General features: G+C 39.1%; 22 protein-coding genes and 1 other annotated feature. Of the genes, 21 read left to right on the top strand and 1 reads right to left on the bottom strand.

Going from position 1 to position 16,861, the window contains the following annotated elements; genetic code table 11:
* Nucleotides 1-8: 8 nt before the first annotated feature.
* The 16 genes from AC25Y1_RS18505 to AC25Y1_RS18430 all read left to right on the top strand — a co-directional run bounded on the left by AC25Y1_RS18505 (nt 9) and on the right by AC25Y1_RS18430 (nt 11,237).
* Nucleotides 9-692: a septum site-determining protein MinC gene (locus tag AC25Y1_RS18505; protein ID WP_488149486.1), complete on the top strand. Its 684-nt coding sequence runs from the start codon at nt 9-11 to the stop codon at nt 690-692.
* Between the two features lies 1 nt (nt 693).
* Nucleotides 694-1,494 carry a septum site-determining protein MinD gene (gene minD, locus AC25Y1_RS18500; protein WP_488149485.1) on the top strand — a complete coding sequence of 267 codons (801 nt, stop codon included), beginning with the start codon at nt 694-696 and terminating at the stop codon, nt 1,492-1,494.
* 163 nt (nt 1,495-1,657) lie between these two features.
* Complete coding sequence (locus AC25Y1_RS18495; RefSeq protein ID WP_488149484.1) at nt 1,658-2,200, top strand: hypothetical protein; 543 nt, start codon at nt 1,658-1,660, stop codon at nt 2,198-2,200.
* Between the two features lie 221 nt (nt 2,201-2,421).
* Complete coding sequence (locus AC25Y1_RS18490; RefSeq protein WP_488149483.1) at nt 2,422-2,811, top strand: hypothetical protein; 390 nt, start codon at nt 2,422-2,424, stop codon at nt 2,809-2,811.
* A gap of 41 nt (nt 2,812-2,852) precedes the next feature.
* Nucleotides 2,853-2,927: a sequence feature (ribosomal protein L21 leader region), on the top strand.
* Nucleotides 2,928-2,939: 12 nt separating this feature from the next.
* Complete coding sequence (gene rplU / locus AC25Y1_RS18485; protein WP_172369044.1) at nt 2,940-3,248, top strand: 50S ribosomal protein L21; 309 nt, start codon at nt 2,940-2,942, stop codon at nt 3,246-3,248.
* A 3-nt stretch (nt 3,249-3,251) separates the two neighbouring features.
* Nucleotides 3,252-3,581, top strand: coding sequence for a ribosomal-processing cysteine protease Prp (locus AC25Y1_RS18480; RefSeq protein ID WP_488149482.1), 330 nt, complete (start codon nt 3,252-3,254; stop codon nt 3,579-3,581).
* Nucleotides 3,582-3,593: 12 nt separating this feature from the next.
* Nucleotides 3,594-3,884, top strand: a complete 291-nt coding sequence (rpmA, locus tag AC25Y1_RS18475; protein ID WP_488149481.1) for a 50S ribosomal protein L27 — start codon at nt 3,594-3,596, stop codon at nt 3,882-3,884.
* A gap of 332 nt (nt 3,885-4,216) precedes the next feature.
* Nucleotides 4,217-4,735: a Spo0B domain-containing protein gene (locus tag AC25Y1_RS18470; protein WP_488149480.1), complete on the top strand. Its 519-nt coding sequence runs from the start codon at nt 4,217-4,219 to the stop codon at nt 4,733-4,735.
* A gap of 11 nt (nt 4,736-4,746) precedes the next feature.
* Nucleotides 4,747-6,033: a GTPase ObgE gene (gene obgE / locus AC25Y1_RS18465; RefSeq protein ID WP_488149479.1), complete on the top strand. Its 1,287-nt coding sequence runs from the start codon at nt 4,747-4,749 to the stop codon at nt 6,031-6,033.
* A 24-nt stretch (nt 6,034-6,057) separates the two neighbouring features.
* Nucleotides 6,058-6,513: an ACT domain-containing protein gene (locus AC25Y1_RS18460; protein WP_488149478.1), complete on the top strand. Its 456-nt coding sequence runs from the start codon at nt 6,058-6,060 to the stop codon at nt 6,511-6,513.
* A 16-nt stretch (nt 6,514-6,529) separates the two neighbouring features.
* A complete protein-coding gene (gene pheA, locus AC25Y1_RS18455; RefSeq protein ID WP_488149477.1) occupies nt 6,530-7,414 on the top strand; it encodes a prephenate dehydratase in 885 nt (294 codons plus the stop codon).
* Nucleotides 7,415-7,548: 134 nt separating this feature from the next.
* Nucleotides 7,549-8,733, top strand: coding sequence for a SafA/ExsA family spore coat assembly protein (gene safA / locus AC25Y1_RS18450; RefSeq protein ID WP_488149476.1), 1,185 nt, complete (start codon nt 7,549-7,551; stop codon nt 8,731-8,733).
* A 6-nt stretch (nt 8,734-8,739) separates the two neighbouring features.
* Entirely contained in the window at nt 8,740-9,609 is an 870-nt protein-coding gene (locus AC25Y1_RS18445; protein WP_488149475.1) for a phosphotransferase, read from the top strand.
* Between the two features lie 12 nt (nt 9,610-9,621).
* On the top strand, nt 9,622-10,344 hold the full coding sequence (locus AC25Y1_RS18440) for a YebC/PmpR family DNA-binding transcriptional regulator (protein WP_488149474.1): 723 nt from the start codon (nt 9,622-9,624) through the stop codon (nt 10,342-10,344).
* 183 nt (nt 10,345-10,527) lie between these two features.
* Nucleotides 10,528-10,797 carry a hypothetical protein gene (locus tag AC25Y1_RS18435; RefSeq protein ID WP_488149473.1) on the top strand — a complete coding sequence of 90 codons (270 nt, stop codon included), beginning with the start codon at nt 10,528-10,530 and terminating at the stop codon, nt 10,795-10,797.
* The gene (locus AC25Y1_RS18430) at nt 10,794-11,237 is read left to right on the top strand and encodes a tyrosine-type recombinase/integrase (protein ID WP_488149512.1); all 444 of its coding nucleotides are present in this window, start codon (nt 10,794-10,796) and stop codon (nt 11,235-11,237) included. Before AC25Y1_RS18435 ends, AC25Y1_RS18430 begins: the two co-directional genes overlap by 4 nt.
* A 508-nt stretch (nt 11,238-11,745) precedes the next feature.
* Here AC25Y1_RS18430 and AC25Y1_RS18425 read toward each other — a convergent pair.
* Nucleotides 11,746-12,345, bottom strand: coding sequence for a TetR/AcrR family transcriptional regulator (locus AC25Y1_RS18425; RefSeq protein WP_488149472.1), 600 nt, complete (start codon nt 12,343-12,345; stop codon nt 11,746-11,748).
* 288 nt (nt 12,346-12,633) lie between these two features.
* On the opposite strand from AC25Y1_RS18425, the gene AC25Y1_RS18420 reads away from it, so the two are divergent.
* The 5 genes from AC25Y1_RS18420 (at nt 12,634) to AC25Y1_RS18400 (ending at nt 16,617) form a co-directional block, all read left to right on the top strand.
* Complete coding sequence (locus AC25Y1_RS18420) at nt 12,634-13,380, top strand: gluconate 2-dehydrogenase subunit 3 family protein (protein ID WP_488149471.1); 747 nt, start codon at nt 12,634-12,636, stop codon at nt 13,378-13,380.
* A gap of 24 nt (nt 13,381-13,404) precedes the next feature.
* Nucleotides 13,405-15,147 (top strand): GMC family oxidoreductase, encoded by a 1,743-nt coding sequence (locus AC25Y1_RS18415; protein WP_488149470.1) that lies wholly within the window; start codon nt 13,405-13,407, stop codon nt 15,145-15,147.
* 592 nt (nt 15,148-15,739) lie between these two features.
* Nucleotides 15,740-15,940 carry a cold-shock protein gene (locus AC25Y1_RS18410; protein ID WP_488149469.1) on the top strand — a complete coding sequence of 67 codons (201 nt, stop codon included), beginning with the start codon at nt 15,740-15,742 and terminating at the stop codon, nt 15,938-15,940.
* A 249-nt stretch (nt 15,941-16,189) separates the two neighbouring features.
* The gene (locus tag AC25Y1_RS18405; protein ID WP_488149468.1) at nt 16,190-16,354 is read left to right on the top strand and encodes a hypothetical protein; all 165 of its coding nucleotides are present in this window, start codon (nt 16,190-16,192) and stop codon (nt 16,352-16,354) included.
* A 134-nt stretch (nt 16,355-16,488) separates the two neighbouring features.
* Nucleotides 16,489-16,617, top strand: a complete 129-nt coding sequence (locus tag AC25Y1_RS18400) for a hypothetical protein (RefSeq protein WP_488149467.1) — start codon at nt 16,489-16,491, stop codon at nt 16,615-16,617.
* The last annotated feature ends 244 nt before the right edge of the window (nt 16,618-16,861 follow it).

Here is a 16,861-nt window from a genome sequence, read left to right as displayed (position 1 = left end):
AATACGGGGTGACGCAATTGACGAAACAGCAACAGTATGTAGTAATCAAAGGGACGAAAGACGGTCTCGTTCTTCGGCTCGATGATAAATGTGCCTATTCTGATTTACTTGCCGAACTTCGTAAAAAGGTGGCCGAAGATGGATTGGATGGACTTGCTGAAGTGCGAGTTGACACAGGCAATCGATACTGTAGTGAAAGTGATTTAAAAGAAATCATGAATATTATTCACGGCTCACCAAATTTACGTGTATCAAAGATTCAAAGTGATGTTATTACAATGGAAGAATGCAATACAAGAATACAAGAAAAACAATCCGAGACATTCATAGGTATCGTGCGTTCCGGACAAGTGGTCACGGCAGACGGAGATCTTGTTATCATTGGTGATGTCAATCCGAACGGCCGAGTTGTTGCAGCGGGCAGCATTTATGTTCTTGGACGTTTAAAAGGAATTGCTCATGCTGGATCTAATGGCAATCGCGATGCGGTTATTGCGGCGTCATGGCTCGAAGCAACTCATTTATTGATTGCCGAAGAAGTTCAGTTAATGACGGATGAGATCACCATTTTGTCCGAACGACCAGAAATGGAATGCGCATATCTCCATCCGAAAGGATTTATCGCGATTGACCGGTTGCAGGAGCTCCGGATCCTCCGGCCACAACTATCTACATTCAAAGGGGGCATCTAGTTTGGGAGAAGCTATTGTTATTACATCAGGTAAGGGTGGTGTTGGTAAAACGACGACAACAGCAAACCTTGGAACTGCGTTGGCGCTTCAAGGGAAAAAAGTTTGTCTCGTAGATACCGACATTGGCTTACGAAATCTTGACGTCATTCTCGGACTTGAAAATCGAATTATTTATGATTTGGTTGATGTCGTTGAAGGACGTTGTAAAGTTCAACAAGCGCTTGTGAAAGATAAGCGATTCGAAGATGGTCTCTTTTTACTTCCTGCTGCACAGACGACAGATAAAAATGCAGTGAACACAGAGCAGATGAAAACATTAATTACTGAATTGAAACGTGATTATGATTATATTTTAATTGATTGTCCTGCAGGAATTGAGCAAGGGTACAAAAACGCAGTAGCTGGTGCTGACCGTGCCATTGTTGTAACGACACCTGAAATTTCAGCTGTTCGAGACGCGGACCGAATTATTGGGCTGCTCGAACAAGAGGATATCGAACCACCAAAACTAATTATTAATCGCATCAAGCGCCATCTTATGAATTCTGGTGACGCACTTGATGTGAATGATATTACGACGCATTTATCTATAGATCTTCTAGGAATTGTTTTGGACGATGAGAATGTCATTAGCTCGTCCAACAAAGGAGAACCTGTCGTGATGGACCCGAATAATCCAGCTGCAATCGGCTACCGCAACATCTCACGCAGAATCCTTGGAGAATCTGTTCCTTTAATGTCATTTGACGCAAGCAATAAAGGATTTTTCGGGCGAATTAAATCAATCTTTTCAAAAGCTTAAGTATGGATAGTATGGGAGGTTTTCACTTATCTCCTATGCTATTTTTTTATTTGCTGGAAATCATTACTTCTGAAATTATTTGAAACGTCAGCGTCTATACAAAAGCCTATTACTATTTTACGCCTTGTGTACATATACTGAGAAAAATGGGTGGTGTATATGGATGAAGTGGCGTACGAAGTGGATTATTGCGATTTTGTTTACAATTGGCGTCATCGGCGTGGCTAAATTAGAAGGTGCGGGAACTATCGGTAAACCCGTTACGCAATACGTGACGACAGGTGAGGACTTTGTTACGATGAAAAAATGGGTTTCTTCAATGATTAAGCAACCCGAAGATGAAATAACAGTGGTTAGTCATGATAGTGGACTACTACCTGCCTATGAGTCTATGCAACCATTTAAAAACGGTGTACTCGTATCTTACTCCGTTCCAATCTCTATTGAAGCACAATCGAATGGGCTTGTTGTCTTCACGGGCATCACACGGGATACTGGAAAAACCGTTACTGTTCTGTATGATGACGGAGATGAAGTGACATATGGTTTTGTCGGGACGTTCGAAAAACTGCCTTATACTTCTGTCAGTAAAGGGGACACGCTCGCATTTATGGATGAGGAAGCCATTTACATTACGGTCAAACGCGACGGCCAACATTTAGATTCATCTTTACTTCCAGCGTATTTATCAGGTTTGGTTGAATGAAATTCCGCTTGCACCCGGTTCTTCTTCCGGTCTTTTTCTTTTTTATTATATCTGGAGACATATCTGTTTATACAATCATTTTCATATCTCTTTTATTTCATGAAATCGGTCACCTCATTAGTGCATACATACTAGGACTCCGGGTCCGATCGTGTACGATTATGCCTTATGGTGGCGAATTAGTTATACCAGGGAGACTGACCGCAAAAAGGAGTCATCGAATGTATCTCGCACTCGGTGGTCCTGCGGCAACTATGTTACTCCTCTTTATATCGCTCACTTTTGAGTTTCCGGGAAATGAAATTGTGATGAAAACACAACTGTTTTTACTAGGTCTCAATTTACTGCCTATATTGCCGTTGGACGGTGGGCAGGCACTCGCTGCTGCTTTAGAAACAAAAGGATTTGAATCTAGCACAAAATCTATGATGCTCCTTTTCTCAATGTTTATGCTAGCGATTATCTCAATCGCATTAATTTTTCATTTGCCAAATTCAGTTCCATACCTATTATTGGCTGTCTTTTTGTTCATTCAAAATTATGCTTCGTTCCGTTTTCGTAAATACGAACAAGCCTTTATTAAATTAAAAATAAATGAGTTGACGAAATGATTTCTACGTGGTAATATTTTAATGTTATTGATTGTAGCGCACCTGTGCTACAACCGCACTGAAAAGGTTCAAGAATCCGATGAGGGTCACCTTTGAAGGCGAGTCTGAGTTTATGAGGAGGTGCAAGTATGTACGCAATTATTGAAACTGGTGGAAAACAAGTTAAAGTTGAACAAGGCCAAGAAATTTTCATTGAGAAAGTTGCTGGCGAAGTAAACGATGTTGTCACTTTTGACAAAGTTTTATTCGTAGGTGGAGACGATGTAAAAGTTGGCGTTCCATTCGTGGAAGGCGCTACTGTTACAGCTAAAGTCGTTGAACAAGGCCGCGGTAAAAAAATTACTGTTTTCAAATATAAGCCAAAAAAGAACTATCACAGAAAACTAGGTCATCGTCAGCCGTTCACAAAAGTAGTGATCGACGGAATTAACGCTTAATCCATGATTACAGTGACGATTACGAAAGATCGATCAGACCGCATACACGCATTTGAAATGTCAGGTCATGCTGATTTTGCAGAACATGGAAAAGATCTTGTTTGTGCAGGTGCTTCCGCAGTATCTTTTGGTGCTGTGAATGCCATTATCGCGCTTACTGGCATTACCCCCGAAATTCTCCAAGGAGACGGCGGCGGGTATTTGAAAGTCTTACTTCCTAAAGTTAGTGAAAAAGATGACGATATTCAATTAATTGTACAAGCGATGATTGTTTCTTTACAGACGATTGAAATGGACTACGGGCACCATATAAAAATCATCTTCAAAAAGTAGGAGGTGGCACACATGCTACGATTAGATCTCCAGTTTTTCGCATCGAAAAAAGGGGCAGGTTCAACTAGAAACGGTCGTGACTCACAGTCTAAACGTCTTGGCGCAAAACGCTCTGACGGACAATTCGTTACAGGCGGATCAATCCTTTATCGTCAACGCGGAACTAAAATTCACCCAGGTGAAAACGTTGGTCTCGGCAGCGACGATACTCTTTTCGCGAAAATTGACGGCGTCGTACGCTTTGAGCGTTACGGCCGCAGTAAAACGAAAGTAAGCGTATATGCTGAAGCTCAAGAAGCTTAATTTATAAAAATTAATAGATTGAGAGGACTGCAGAAGTACATGCAGTCCTCTTTTTTTTTGACACAGGTAGAAGGAAATGTTTTCCGTTGAGTAGGCAACGTTTCGCCTCGAGAACGCAACGTTTTTACGAGAGCGCAACGTTTCGGCCTGAGAACGCAACGTTTCGCTTTAAGTTCGCAACGTTTCAGCCCGAGAACGCAACGTTTTCACCATAACGCTTTTCCAAACACCACCCCGCAAACAAAAAACTACTTTTTTTTAGTTCAATATCGTAAATACGTGAAGAAATGCTATACTGTAGTTAGATCTAGAATTGATGGGGGTGTGGAGGAATGAGTAAAGGACCATTAACGCCAAATGAATTAATATCATTTATGAGACATGATTTTATGAATGAGCTACAAATTATCTTAATGTACCTTGATCTCGGGAATCCCTCGGAAGCTAGAAATGCGATATTGAAAACGACTGATGCAATGAAACAAGACGCTCAATTGTCTGCACTTGGTTTACCCAAAGTCCAAGAATGGATACTCACATTTGACTGGATTTATACGGCATTTCGTAGCACGCTAACTTGTAATCTGAAAAAAGGACATCGACAAGTAATTGATGGCGATCTTGTCGAATATTTAAGCACTTTATTTAACAATATTGACGAAGTGCTTGATCCGTTTTCCGATTATGAAGTGCACTTTGACGTTTTCGCTGACGAAACAAATTGGTCGCTCACTGTAGCAATCGATGGTCAATTACCTGAAACGAATAAAAAGATAACTAAACCCGATAATATAGTTGTTGAAGAAATCATTACCCATAATTTATGGACGTTCAAGTTACTTGGACAATAGGAGGAAACAATATGTTTGTTGATCACGTTAAAATTTATGTAAAAGGTGGTGACGGCGGCGATGGAATGGTTTCATTTCGCCGGGAAAAATATGTACCACTAGGTGGACCATCTGGCGGTGACGGTGGTGACGGTGCCAACGTTATTTTTATCGTAGAAGAAGGTTTACGCACATTAATGGATTTCCGCTATCAACGTCATTTTAAAGCACCACGAGGCGATCACGGAATGAGTAAAGGGAAACATGGTAGAAACGCTGAAGATATGATCGTTAAAGTCCCACCCGGAACAGTCGTTACAGACAACGAGACGGGTGCTGTCATCGCTGATTTAGTTGAACACGGGCAAACAGCAGTCATTGCTCGAGGCGGGCGTGGTGGACGTGGTAATAGCCGTTTTGTCTCATCTCAAAATCCTGCACCTGAACTTTCTGAAATGGGTGAACCAGGCGTTGAAAAAGAAATCAGTTTAGAATTAAAAGTTCTTGCAGATGCGGGACTTGTTGGTTTTCCAAGTGTCGGGAAATCCACACTCCTATCCGTCGTTTCAGCTGCAAAACCGAAAATTGCCGATTATCATTTTACTACACTCGTTCCGAATCTTGGAATGGTAGAAACAGATGATGGACGCAGTTTTGCAATTGCAGATTTACCTGGCTTGATAGAAGGCGCGCATGAAGGTGTTGGTTTAGGTCATCAATTTTTAAGACATATCGAGCGAACGCGCGTTATTGTTCACGTCGTTGACATGTCAGCGATGGAAGGACGAGACCCATACGAAGACTATATAACGATTAATGAAGAATTAAAGCAATATAATTTGCGCTTAACAGAGCGACCACAAGTGGTTGTGGCCAATAAAATGGACATGCCAGATTCGGAGGAAAACCTACGGATATTCAAAGAAAAAATTGGTGACGATGTTAAAATCTTTCCAATTTCCGCGGTTACTCGAAAAGGACTCGATCCACTTCTTTTCACAATCGCCGATTTAATCGATGTAACACCTGAATTTCCGATTGTGGATATCGAAGAAGAAAGTGATAAATCCGTTCTTTATAAACACGAAGGTCAAGCATCTGAATTCAAAGTTTCACGTGATGATGACGGGGCTTATGTGCTTACGGGTTATACAATTGAACGTCTGTTTAAAATGACGGACTTTAATTTTGACGCGTCTATTCGTAAATTCGCAAGACAAATGCGTGCAATGGGAATCGATGATGAACTTCGGGCGCGCGGTGCTAAAAACGGAGACATCGTTCGTATTCTTGGCTTCGAATTTGAATTTATCGAGTAAAAAGAGCATGGCAAGGGGGATTTTATGAAGCAGTTAGGCGATGGCCGTTTTTATCTTGTAAGGGAAGATGTCCTTACAGAGTCAATGCAGAAAACGATTGAAGTAAAACAGTTACTCTCTACTGGTGAAGCCACAACCATTCAACAAGCTGTAAAAAAGGTTGGGCTTTCACGCAGTGCTTTTTATAAATATCGTGATACAGTTTTTCCTTTTGAATCCATTGCACGTGAACGGATATTAACGATTTTCATTCAGCTTGAAGATCGTAAAGGATCCCTTGCTACATTGCTTGGCATCGTTTCGGATGCCAAATGCAATGTACTCACGATTCATCAAACGATTCCAGTCCAAGCGAGGGCTAATATAACATTATCACTTGACGTTACAAAAATGGAAATTAAGATGGATACATTTATCCAACAATTAAAAAGTCCAGATTTTGTCGATTCCGTATCTGTCATAAGTTCTGGTGCACTTTAATAAGGGAGGAAATCGTTTGAGTACCGATAAATTTACACCTATCATTGCTTATTTAGGACCTGAAGCTTCGTTTACACATGTTGCGGCTTCTTATCTTTTTGGAGCGTCAGGCTTGTCACCGCAACCAACAATCCCTGATTGTATCGAGGCGGTAAGTGCTGGGCGTGCAACTTACGCAGTCGTTCCATTAGAAAATGCATTAGAAGGTTCCGTTCCATTAACAATCGATTATATGTACAACGAACGTGATTTGTTTATAAACGCAGAGTTGTCAATTCCGATCGAACAACATCTTATGGTCAATAAAAAGCAAGCTGCATTTATGGACGACATTGAATCCGTTCAATCGCATCCACATGCACTTGCACAATGCCATAAATTTTTGTTGTATCATTATCGAAATGTACCGCTCATTCAAACAACTTCGACCGCAGCAGCGGCGAAATATATCTCTGAAAATCCTGATGAGAAAATTGCCGCAATCGGAAACCGTCTTGCTGCAAAAAAATATGACTTACATATCGCTGAAGAAAAAATTCATGATTTCCATTTTAATCATACGAGATTCGTAGTTTTGTCACTTCAAAAAGGACAGTTGGAAGTTCCGAATCATTTAGAAGTTCCCAAAACGACGCTGATGGTCAAACTTCCAGAAGATGATCGTTCAGGTATGCTTCACCAAGTGCTTTCTGTTTTTTCTTGGCGCAGATTGAATCTCAGTAAAATTGAATCAAGGCCATTAAAAACTGGACTTGGAAATTATTTTTTTATCATTGATGTTGTCGAGTCAGAAACAGAACCGATGATGAAAGGTGCGTTAGAGGAACTTGAAGCGCTAGGGTGCTCAGTTCGCTCATTTGGCACGTATTATACATATGAAGGATCAACCGCAATGTCCTAATTGGACGTTGCGGTTTTTTGCATATTAACGCTTCTCCCGCATATAAATGACATCAAGGGACTGCTTGCAAAAAAGAGGTCACAAAGGCGAGTGTCCACTCATACGATGAGTTGATGGAAGGGGGAATTTTTTTAGTGGAAGTTCATATTGTTCAAAAAGGTGACACACTTTGGAAAATATCGAGACAATACGGTGTTTCTTTTGATGAATTGAAGCGGGTGAATGCACACCTCGCTAACCCAGATTATATTGTTCCAGGGATGAAAATTTCAGTCCCAGTAAGACCAAAAGAAAATGCTCCAGCTACTAAACCAAGTGTTCGTGCAGAGACGAAGATGGAAAAAGCACCGGTTAAAGTTGCACCAGTAACGGAGAGTGTTGCACCACCACCTCAACAGAAACCAGTTTCAAAGCCGCCCGTAGTTTCTGGAGCAGCGGACAAAAAGCCTGTTGCGCCGAAAGCTAAACCTGCACCTATAGTCCAAGAAGTAGCAAGACCAGAAATGCCAAAAGCAAAACAACAACCAACAGCACAACCTATTCAGGAAAAGCCATCAGAAAATGTAATGCATTACCAAATGCCGCAACCGGTTCAACCAATTCAAGCGATGCAACCAATGCAACCAAATCAACAAATGCAGCCTATTCAACAACAACCCATGCAATTTTATGGTATTCCATGCGGATGGATGCCGATTTATGACCCAGATTGTTTTTCCTATGTGCACCCAAGCCAAATGCAGCCGATGCCGTATCCGCCGACACAACAATTACCAACACAACATGAGAATATCCCAGCGATGCCGGAAATGCCAGAAATGCCTGTAATGCCATTGCGACAAGAGTGGAAAATGATGGAGTCTCCAGCTATCCAATTTGAGGAAGATATTAAATTTAATAAAATACCAAATATCCATTTTGAAGAATCACCTATGCATGATATGAAAGCTGAAAAGCAAGAAGTAGAGGCAATGGAAAATATTGCTGCAGAAGTTGAGGATATAATGGACGAAGAGGCTATTCAACCTTACAGTATGCTCCCTCAAGGAATGGATAATTACAGTCAGTACGAAAGCTATCAGCCGTATCCAGCATATCCGGCACATTCCGCGTCCCCATGTGGGTGTGGACAGCCACAACACCAATATCAACAACCTATGATGCAACCATGTGGTTGTGGGCAAGGTATGATGCCGATGTATCAACAACAACCAATGTCGGTACAGCAAATGAATTACTGCAATTCTTGCAATCAACCAATCCAGGCAATGCCCTACCAGAACAATAGCCCCTACCAAAATTGGCCAGGGAACTATTAGGAAGCTATGAAATTAGATGGAAAGTTAGAGCAAATAAATAGCAATGTCTGGAAGTTAGAACGAGATGGGCTATTTTATTCAGTAAAGCAATATGACTTTTCAGCTATTGCACTAAAAGTAAAAACTGTGCATGATACATTGAATTCGATTTCATTTCCACATATTGTCCCAGTGTTATCAAATGAGCATCAGTTAACATTTATGCAGCCTTGGTTAGAGGGAGCTAGGTCTGTTAACTTTAAAAAAAGAGCAGATCGAACCGACTCCCTCGAAGCATTAACTGCATTGCACAATACAGGATCGCTCGTTAATTGGCCGGCGGAACCGTACTTACATCCCTACACATTGGAAATGAAATGGTCTGACAGAATAAATCGTTTTGAAAACATACGGGAAGACTGTGTGAAGTATATTGGAAAAAATAATTTCGATGAAATCCTGAAGTATGCGAAAAATGCGCTTCACTTAGTTAGAAAAACAGGTGAGTCAGAAGAAAAAGAAACTTTGTTGCATGGTGATGTCGTTCATCATAATATTTTACGCGATAAACACGATGTCATTCGTTTTATTGATTTTGATTTAACGTGTACTGGACCGCCTGGAACTGAAATTGCTTTATGGATACATCGAGTTTTACCTCAAATCGATTATGATATCGAATTTCTTGTCAATGAACAGCCATCCCTGAGAAAATTGGATAATGCCTCAAAAACATTATTATTATTCCCGAATGAGTTATTACGTGAATGGTTGCATTTCTTTTCATTACCTCAGCGTTCACAAGATAGACAAGTGAAAAACCTCATGCTATTTACTGAGTCCGCACTCTCACATTGGCCGAAATTATGGTATAATGTAGAACGGATGAAAAAATAGGGGGGCTGCATCATGGCAGGGCATTCCAAGTGGAATAATATTAAAAACCGTAAAGGCGCACAAGATGCGAAGCGCGGAAAAATATTTCAAAAGATGTCAAGAGAGATTTATATGGCGGCAAAACAAGGCGCAGATCCAGAAATGAACCCTGGTCTACGGTTAGCCATTGAAAAAGCAAAAAGTGCAAACGTACCAAATGATGTTGTAAAACGAGCACTCGACAAAGCAACCGGTGCAGGAGCAGATGAAAACTATGAAGAAGTCGTTTATGAAGGATACGGCCCAGGCGGCGTTGCCGTTCTCGTTTACTGTTTAACTGAAAACAGAAACCGAACAGCACCGAATGTCAGAGTTGCATTCTCAAGAAATGGTGGAAATCTAGGCGCCAGCGGATCAGTCGCTTATATGTTTGACCGCAAAGGCCGTTTATTCATCGAACGTACAGAAAACACTGACGAAGATATGATTATGTTGGCTGCTCTTGAAGCGGGCGCTGAAGATATCGAGTCTACTGAAGAAGGCTTTGAAATTGTTACAGAACCAGGTGACTTCTTGGAAGTAAAAGAAAAGCTTGAAGAAGACGGCATCGAATTCATCTCCGCTGAAATCGAAATGATCCCGTCTATGTTCACGCCTATTCCAGAAGAAAGCGAAGAAGAGTTTGAAAGAATGATCGAAATCCTCGAAGATGATGACGATGTGCAAGATGTTTATCATAATGCTAGTGAAGACTGAGATTAGCAGATAAACGCAGGCACAACACAGGTTTACAACGAATTCCAATAATTATAACGCGTGTTTTTTCAGTATTTGTTACGATATATACGCGGATTATCGTTGATTTTTGTTACGACGTTCTATTTAAGGCACTTTCCTACGAGTATTGTGTAAAAACAATCTTGCGGGGAGGTGTCTTTTTTGTTATTGGTCGATGTTCTAGAGGAATATATTTACTCGATACAAGTCCGAAATTATTCGGATAAAACTATTAAGGGTTATCGAAATAATAATCTCGCAATCTTTCGTTTCATCGGGGCGGATTTTAATATCGATGAAGTTGACGACGTTAAGCCGCAGCATATTAAAGTGTATTTCATGTATTTGAAGAAGATTGATCGGAAGGCAACGTATATAAACGGTATTTTGAAAAATATCCGCTCGCTACTTAATTATTGTACGAACGTATGAAGGACTTCTATTTCAAGGACAAGCTCGTACCGCATAGAAACTACTTTACTTCATATCGAGGGCTACCTCTTACAACAGAGGCTCTACAGCGCGTCGTTAGACTTGCGGGTAGGCGTGTGAAGGTACTTGAGTCGATACGCTGCTCACTGCATACCATTCGACACTACTACGCCCAGAAGCAATTACGTATGGGTACGGACGTTTACTCACTTAGTAGGCTATTAGGCCATACGACAATTGATATTACGAAGTTTTATCTCGAATCAATGCAAGACGAGCAGATCGTCGAGATGGGGCGAATGTCTAGTCCGTTAAAGAACTTGAATAAAAAAAACTCAAAAAAGAGGTCGAGGTGTTACGAGCGCCCGACCTCCACTACTATATCGCAGGTCAAGCCATTTATAGTTAAGGTTGCGATGAAGGGCGAGCGCTGCCATTAAAGGCGCGGGATGGCTTACAGGAGAGTTACGGCACGGGTAAGCATATGCAAGCGGATAGAAACAAGATCACTGCACAACGTGGACTGCAAGATGTTGGTAAGTATATGCGGGACGGAAGTTCCTAACCTAACGATAGCATACGAGAAATCTCAGACGTCACTATGATGCTATTACGAAGTATGACGGTATTACTTATTATCGCTAATTAAGTTTCATTGTTTGCGCTAGCAAGGTAATACCTTTGCGCCAATTTCCTAGAACGTACAGCTATTCTGCTAGTTGAATGGCGCTAGAGTCAAGCGATTAAAATGCTAAAGAAAGACCGCTCAATCATGCTAAAGGAGTTACGGTAAAAAGATATTAACGCATTTTATAAATATCGTAGACCATATAAGGAGGGGCGAGTATGCAGTCAAAATAGGGTATTGCACACTCATTTGACACATGCATGCTACATTAATGAGAAATTCATTTGAGCTTAATGTTAACTATTGAAGAGCTTCATTTTCTACTTTTCTAAACGAACTGAATGTATTTGGTTGGTGAAAATATCAAGCATATTTTCTGCTAGTTCTAATGGAGATATATCATAATCATTTTTGATCCATTCTAATATCAATCCAAACTCTCCATATGTAATATACGTTTTAAGATGTTCTTTGGTAAGTCGCTCTTTTGTGTCGGTTTGAAAGATTAATGTATCATAGAGTATTCGAATTCTATTAATGATTTTCTCGTGTAGCTCGGGTATTGTGTCAGTTAATATTAAAAGCGTATAAAAATTTTTGTTTTCATATATATGATCAAATAATGCTAAGTTTCTTGGATTAATTATATGGATTCTAACTTCTTCCATATCCGCAAATGGCCGCTGAAATGATTCTTCTAATTCAACTAACATTTCAGTTACTAATTCATCCGTTAAATCTTCTTTATCTTTATAATAATGATAGAAAGTACTCCGATTATAATTTGCGTGCTCTACGATATCTTTGACCGAAACACTTCTATATCCTTTTTCTATTATTAAACTAATGAAGTGGTTCTTAAAGCTTAGTTTTGTCCTTTGAATTCTTCTATCTAAATCATTATTACTTTCTCCATTCATAACCAAATCCCCCAACTTCATGGTAATTCTAAAAACCTGAATATTATATATACATATTTAAGTTATACGTTTATATTAACCTACATTCTGAAAAATTAAAAGGTTCATGCAACACTATTTAGAAAAGTGTTGAATGGTTAGACAAAACTAGACATTTTAATGGTTGAAGCGCTTTCATTAGATTGTTAGAATTTAATTAGCTCGTTCTATAGTATTAATACTTTAGAATGAATTTAAGATAATTGATTGCTGAAATCATTACTTTTTCACTATATGAGGGGTTGCAATATGTCAAAATTAGAAAAGGAAAATCCAGTCTTAGATAAACGTTCCTCAAGACGAACCTTTATAAAGAATTCTGGATTGACTGTCGGCGGTCTTGTGCTAGGTGGTGCAATAGGTAGTCTAATGGGGAAGGATGAAGTAACAACTCTTCAGCCAGTTGTAGGTGGGATTACTCATGAAACAAAGGATTTTAGTGAAGCACTGCAGTTTTTCACTCGTACGGAAGATTTCACCGTATTGGCAGCAGCAACAGAGCAAATTTTCCCGGAAGATGAGCATGGTCCGGGTGCCATTAAACTTGGTGCACCATTTTATATCGATAAGCAATTAGCCTCTCCTTGGGGAAGAAACGCAGATGATTACATGGAAAGACCTTTTAAAAATGGAGCAACTCCACTTAATCGCGGAGATATTATGCTTCAAGGTTTAAGAAAATTAAACGAAATTTCGAATGCAAAACACCAAAAAGCATTTAACGTAATTTCAGCAGATGAACAAATTGCCATTTTACAAGAGTTTGAAAGCGGTAGCATAAAATTACAATTCGTTTCGTCTGCAGCCTTCTTCAGTCTACTTAGACAGTTAACCATTGAAGGTTGCTACTCTGATCCAATGCATGGTGGTAATAAAAACATGGAAGGTTGGAAAATGAAAGAATTTCCAGGAGCATACATGTCATTCGTTGATGTAGTTGAATCTAAGGAGTTTATTTTAAAAGAACCTAAAAGTTTAAGCGATCATTTACATTAAAATGAATAGTAGGAGTGGAAAGTAATGGTGACAAAACTACCCAAAACAGATGTTGTGACAGTAGGTGTCGGTTGGTTCGGAGGAATTGTAGCTGCAGAATTAACAAAAGCGGGATACAATGTCGTTGGACTTGATAAAGGAAAAGAAAAAAATATTAAAGATTATCAACTAACACACGATGAAGTTCGGTATCCAATTCGAGGGGAAGGACTTCAAAAACTAACAAAAGAAACATATACGTATCGAAACACACTCGAGCAAGATGCCACGCCTATTCGCGATAAAGCAGTAGCTGTTATAGGCGAAGGTATTGGTGGAGGTGGGTCTCACTGGGGTGCTCAAACACACCGTTATTACCCATATGATTTTGAAATTAAATCAAAAACTATTGAAAAGTATGGTAAAGGAAAAATACCAGCTGATATGACCATTCAAGATTGGGGTATTACGTACGATGAATTAGAACCCTATTTTGATAAGTTTGAAAAAATGGCAGGGATTTCAGGAGAGCCTGACCCGAATTATCCAGAACGTTCAAATCCATATCCAACTCCGCCCCTTAAAAAGAGTGAGGCGATTCGTATATTTGAAGAAACGACAAAAAATATGGGTTATAAACCATTTATGATACCAACCGGAACAGTTTCAGAATCTTACACAAATCCTGATGGACAACATTTAAATGCTTGTCAATATTGTTCATTCTGCGGAAGTAACTATTGTGAATATGGTGCAAAAGCAGACCCTGTTATGACGGTTATTCCGACTGCTCAAAAAACTGGAAAGTTTGATCTTCGTACACATGCAAAAGTTACAAGAGTTTTGCATGATGGAGTAAAAGCGACAGGTGTCATCTATCAAGATACACGAACTGGAGAAGAGTTTGAACAACCAGCAGACCTCGTAGTACTAACAAGTTATGTTTTTAATAACGTAAGACTATTATTATTATCCGGAATTGGTGATGCATATAATCCGCAAACTGGAATGGGGGTTATTGGTAAAAACTTTACCGATCATCACGGAATCACACTTTCATTTGGATTATTTGATGATAAGAAATTTAACAACTATGCTTCAACAGGTGCATATGGAATGGCCATCACAGACTATACTGGTGATCTAATTGACCATACGAATTTAGACTTCATCCACGGAGGGCAGATTGAACTTCGTATAACGGGTACTTCACCAATTGCAAATAATCTTACCGCACCTGGTACATCTACTTGGGGGAAAGATTTTAAAAAAGAATCGTTATTTTATGCAAACCGTAGCTTAATGCTATTTACACAAAAAGCGACCATGCCCTTTAAACATCATTATTTAGACTTAGATCCAACTTATAAAGATGAAAATGGTGACCCACTCATTCGCATTACATGGGATTTTTCTAAAAACGATCGTGAAATCCATGATTTTATGCAACAAAAACAAATTGAAATTTTAGAGAAAATGAATGCAACTCATGTTTTACCAGTTCCAATGCCTGAACATTATACAGGTGGACTTGCTTTTCAACATAATGCTGGTGGTGTGATTATGGGAAGTGATCCAAGTACAAGTGCGGTAAACAACTTTTCTCAAATGTGGGATATAGATAACTTATTTGTTTGTGGAGCATCTGCATTCCCTCACTTCAGTGTAACAAACCCAACAACAACTGCTGCAGCACTGACATACCGTGCTACTGAAGGTATGATTCAGTTCTTACAAAATGGTGGCGGTCAATTAGTGGGAGTGAAAAGTGAAAAGCAAACCGTTTAATATTTTTCCATCACAAAGGAGTATATGAAACAACGAATCTGCTTATATTTTTAAGGTATATTGGATTATAGTATGGAAGTTTTGGGTATCATGAATATGTAATACTTCCTAATGAGTAAAACCTAGATATATCAACATTTGAAAGCATAAAAAAATATGCAGCCCACTGGATGTGGGTTCGACTCTCGCCGTCTCCATAGAGATATGGCTGATAATGTAGTCGTTTAAAAAAGACATTGAACGGGAATTTTATTCCTGGGCAGTGTCTTTCTTTGCATGAAAAGATGCAGTAAACATTAAGATTGTTTGAATAGATATGAATGTTTAAAATAACACGATAGTATTGCATGCTGGAACTCTTTATCATTTAATAAGCATATAAGATTAAATAAGATTTTTAGCTTAGTTGAAGAGTGTGTTGACTTTTGTTCAATAAACGAAACAACTTGCTATTTCATCTTATCTCTGTTATTCTTAAGAAGAGTTATTTTTGTTCTATTTCAGATTTAGAAAAGATTTTGTTTTTCGTCTAAGTATTTGAGCAAGAGTAGTAACATATTGTGTGGATAACCACACATAGGAGGCAACAACTATGGAACAAGGTACAGTAAAATGGTTTAATGCAGAAAAAGGTTTTGGATTTATCGAGCGTGAAGCAGGAGATGACGTATTCGTACATTTCTCAGCAATTTCAGGCGAAGGTTTCAAATCATTAGACGAAGGTCAAAGTGTAACATTTGAAATTGAAGAAGGACAACGTGGCCTACAAGCTACAAACGTTCAAAAAGCTTAATAATAGCAAAAATAAGACCCTACTTGTAGGGTCTTTTTTTGTGCTTAAATTTGTTTTATGTCATTCGCAGATACATTCTATGGCATTCGTTGGAATAAACATGTCAAGGGTGGTACATTTCATTGGCTGTAATCAATTTTAGAACTGATTCAAAAAACTCTATTAATTATTGATGAAGTGGATGATCCATGAAAAAACTGTTCTCATAGAAGGTTTTAACTGCGTGGAAAAGAGGTATTTGACGACTTTTTGCCCAGAACAGAAGATGAATGGTTCAAATCTTCAAATGGTGCAAGAACCAAGTATAGAAATCCTAATTCAGTTGTAGGCGTAGAAATAAAAGATGTTGAAGAAGACAAACGGCTATCCAAAGAGAGAGCAGCGAAGAGTCGTGACGCTTTAAAGGATTCCTAATAATAGAAGAAGCTTTACTTAAAGTAGATAACTATATTTAGATTGGAAAATAATTGATTTGCTAGGCAATCATATAATCTACAGTGATGATGGTAAGATTATAGAGTTCAAACTAAGAGAAAATGGAATTAGATTTGTCAAAGAAATCTTCAATATCCAAGAAAATAAATCCTAGTGCAGCTGAACTTATGGCGATACTGAAATTCAAGGACAAAGTAGTTGTAAATGATGAACTAACGAAGTTTTCAGCGAGTCGCTTATAGATTACTGGGTAAAGGAAGCGATTTAAGTTCATTTAAACTGACGTGGATATTTTATTTCCATACACGATTCATAAATCGTTCTATTACGTGGGAAGTATCTTAGTAACTATCTATATATATATAGTGAGATCTACAGTTGATTGAAGTGGAGGGCGGCGACTCCTACGGGAATAGCATCAACCGAAGACCCCACAGGAGCGCAATTGCACTGCCCCCCTAATGTTGGACACGTCATCCAACATTA

This window comes from Sporosarcina sp. Y1009, from assembly GCF_057669865.1.
This window is presented reverse-complemented; position numbering and strand designations above follow the sequence as displayed.

Coding starts and splice junctions, on each gene's coding strand:
- AC25Y1_RS18495 (WP_488149484.1), top strand. CDS start 1,658: ATGAAGTGGCGTACGAAGTGGATTATTGCGATTTTGTTTACAATTGGC.
- AC25Y1_RS18490 (WP_488149483.1), top strand. CDS start 2,422: ATGTATCTCGCACTCGGTGGTCCTGCGGCAACTATGTTACTCCTCTTT.
- rplU (WP_172369044.1), top strand. CDS start 2,940: ATGTACGCAATTATTGAAACTGGTGGAAAACAAGTTAAAGTTGAACAA.
- AC25Y1_RS18480 (WP_488149482.1), top strand. CDS start 3,252: ATGATTACAGTGACGATTACGAAAGATCGATCAGACCGCATACACGCA.
- rpmA (WP_488149481.1), top strand. CDS start 3,594: ATGCTACGATTAGATCTCCAGTTTTTCGCATCGAAAAAAGGGGCAGGT.
- AC25Y1_RS18470 (WP_488149480.1), top strand. CDS start 4,217: ATGAGTAAAGGACCATTAACGCCAAATGAATTAATATCATTTATGAGA.
- obgE (WP_488149479.1), top strand. CDS start 4,747: ATGTTTGTTGATCACGTTAAAATTTATGTAAAAGGTGGTGACGGCGGC.
- AC25Y1_RS18460 (WP_488149478.1), top strand. CDS start 6,058: ATGAAGCAGTTAGGCGATGGCCGTTTTTATCTTGTAAGGGAAGATGTC.
- AC25Y1_RS18445 (WP_488149475.1), top strand. CDS start 8,740: ATGAAATTAGATGGAAAGTTAGAGCAAATAAATAGCAATGTCTGGAAG.
- AC25Y1_RS18440 (WP_488149474.1), top strand. CDS start 9,622: ATGGCAGGGCATTCCAAGTGGAATAATATTAAAAACCGTAAAGGCGCA.
- AC25Y1_RS18430 (WP_488149512.1), top strand. CDS start 10,794: ATGAAGGACTTCTATTTCAAGGACAAGCTCGTACCGCATAGAAACTAC.
- AC25Y1_RS18425 (WP_488149472.1), bottom strand. CDS start 12,345: ATGAATGGAGAAAGTAATAATGATTTAGATAGAAGAATTCAAAGGACA.
- AC25Y1_RS18420 (WP_488149471.1), top strand. CDS start 12,634: ATGTCAAAATTAGAAAAGGAAAATCCAGTCTTAGATAAACGTTCCTCA.
- AC25Y1_RS18415 (WP_488149470.1), top strand. CDS start 13,405: ATGGTGACAAAACTACCCAAAACAGATGTTGTGACAGTAGGTGTCGGT.
- AC25Y1_RS18410 (WP_488149469.1), top strand. CDS start 15,740: ATGGAACAAGGTACAGTAAAATGGTTTAATGCAGAAAAAGGTTTTGGA.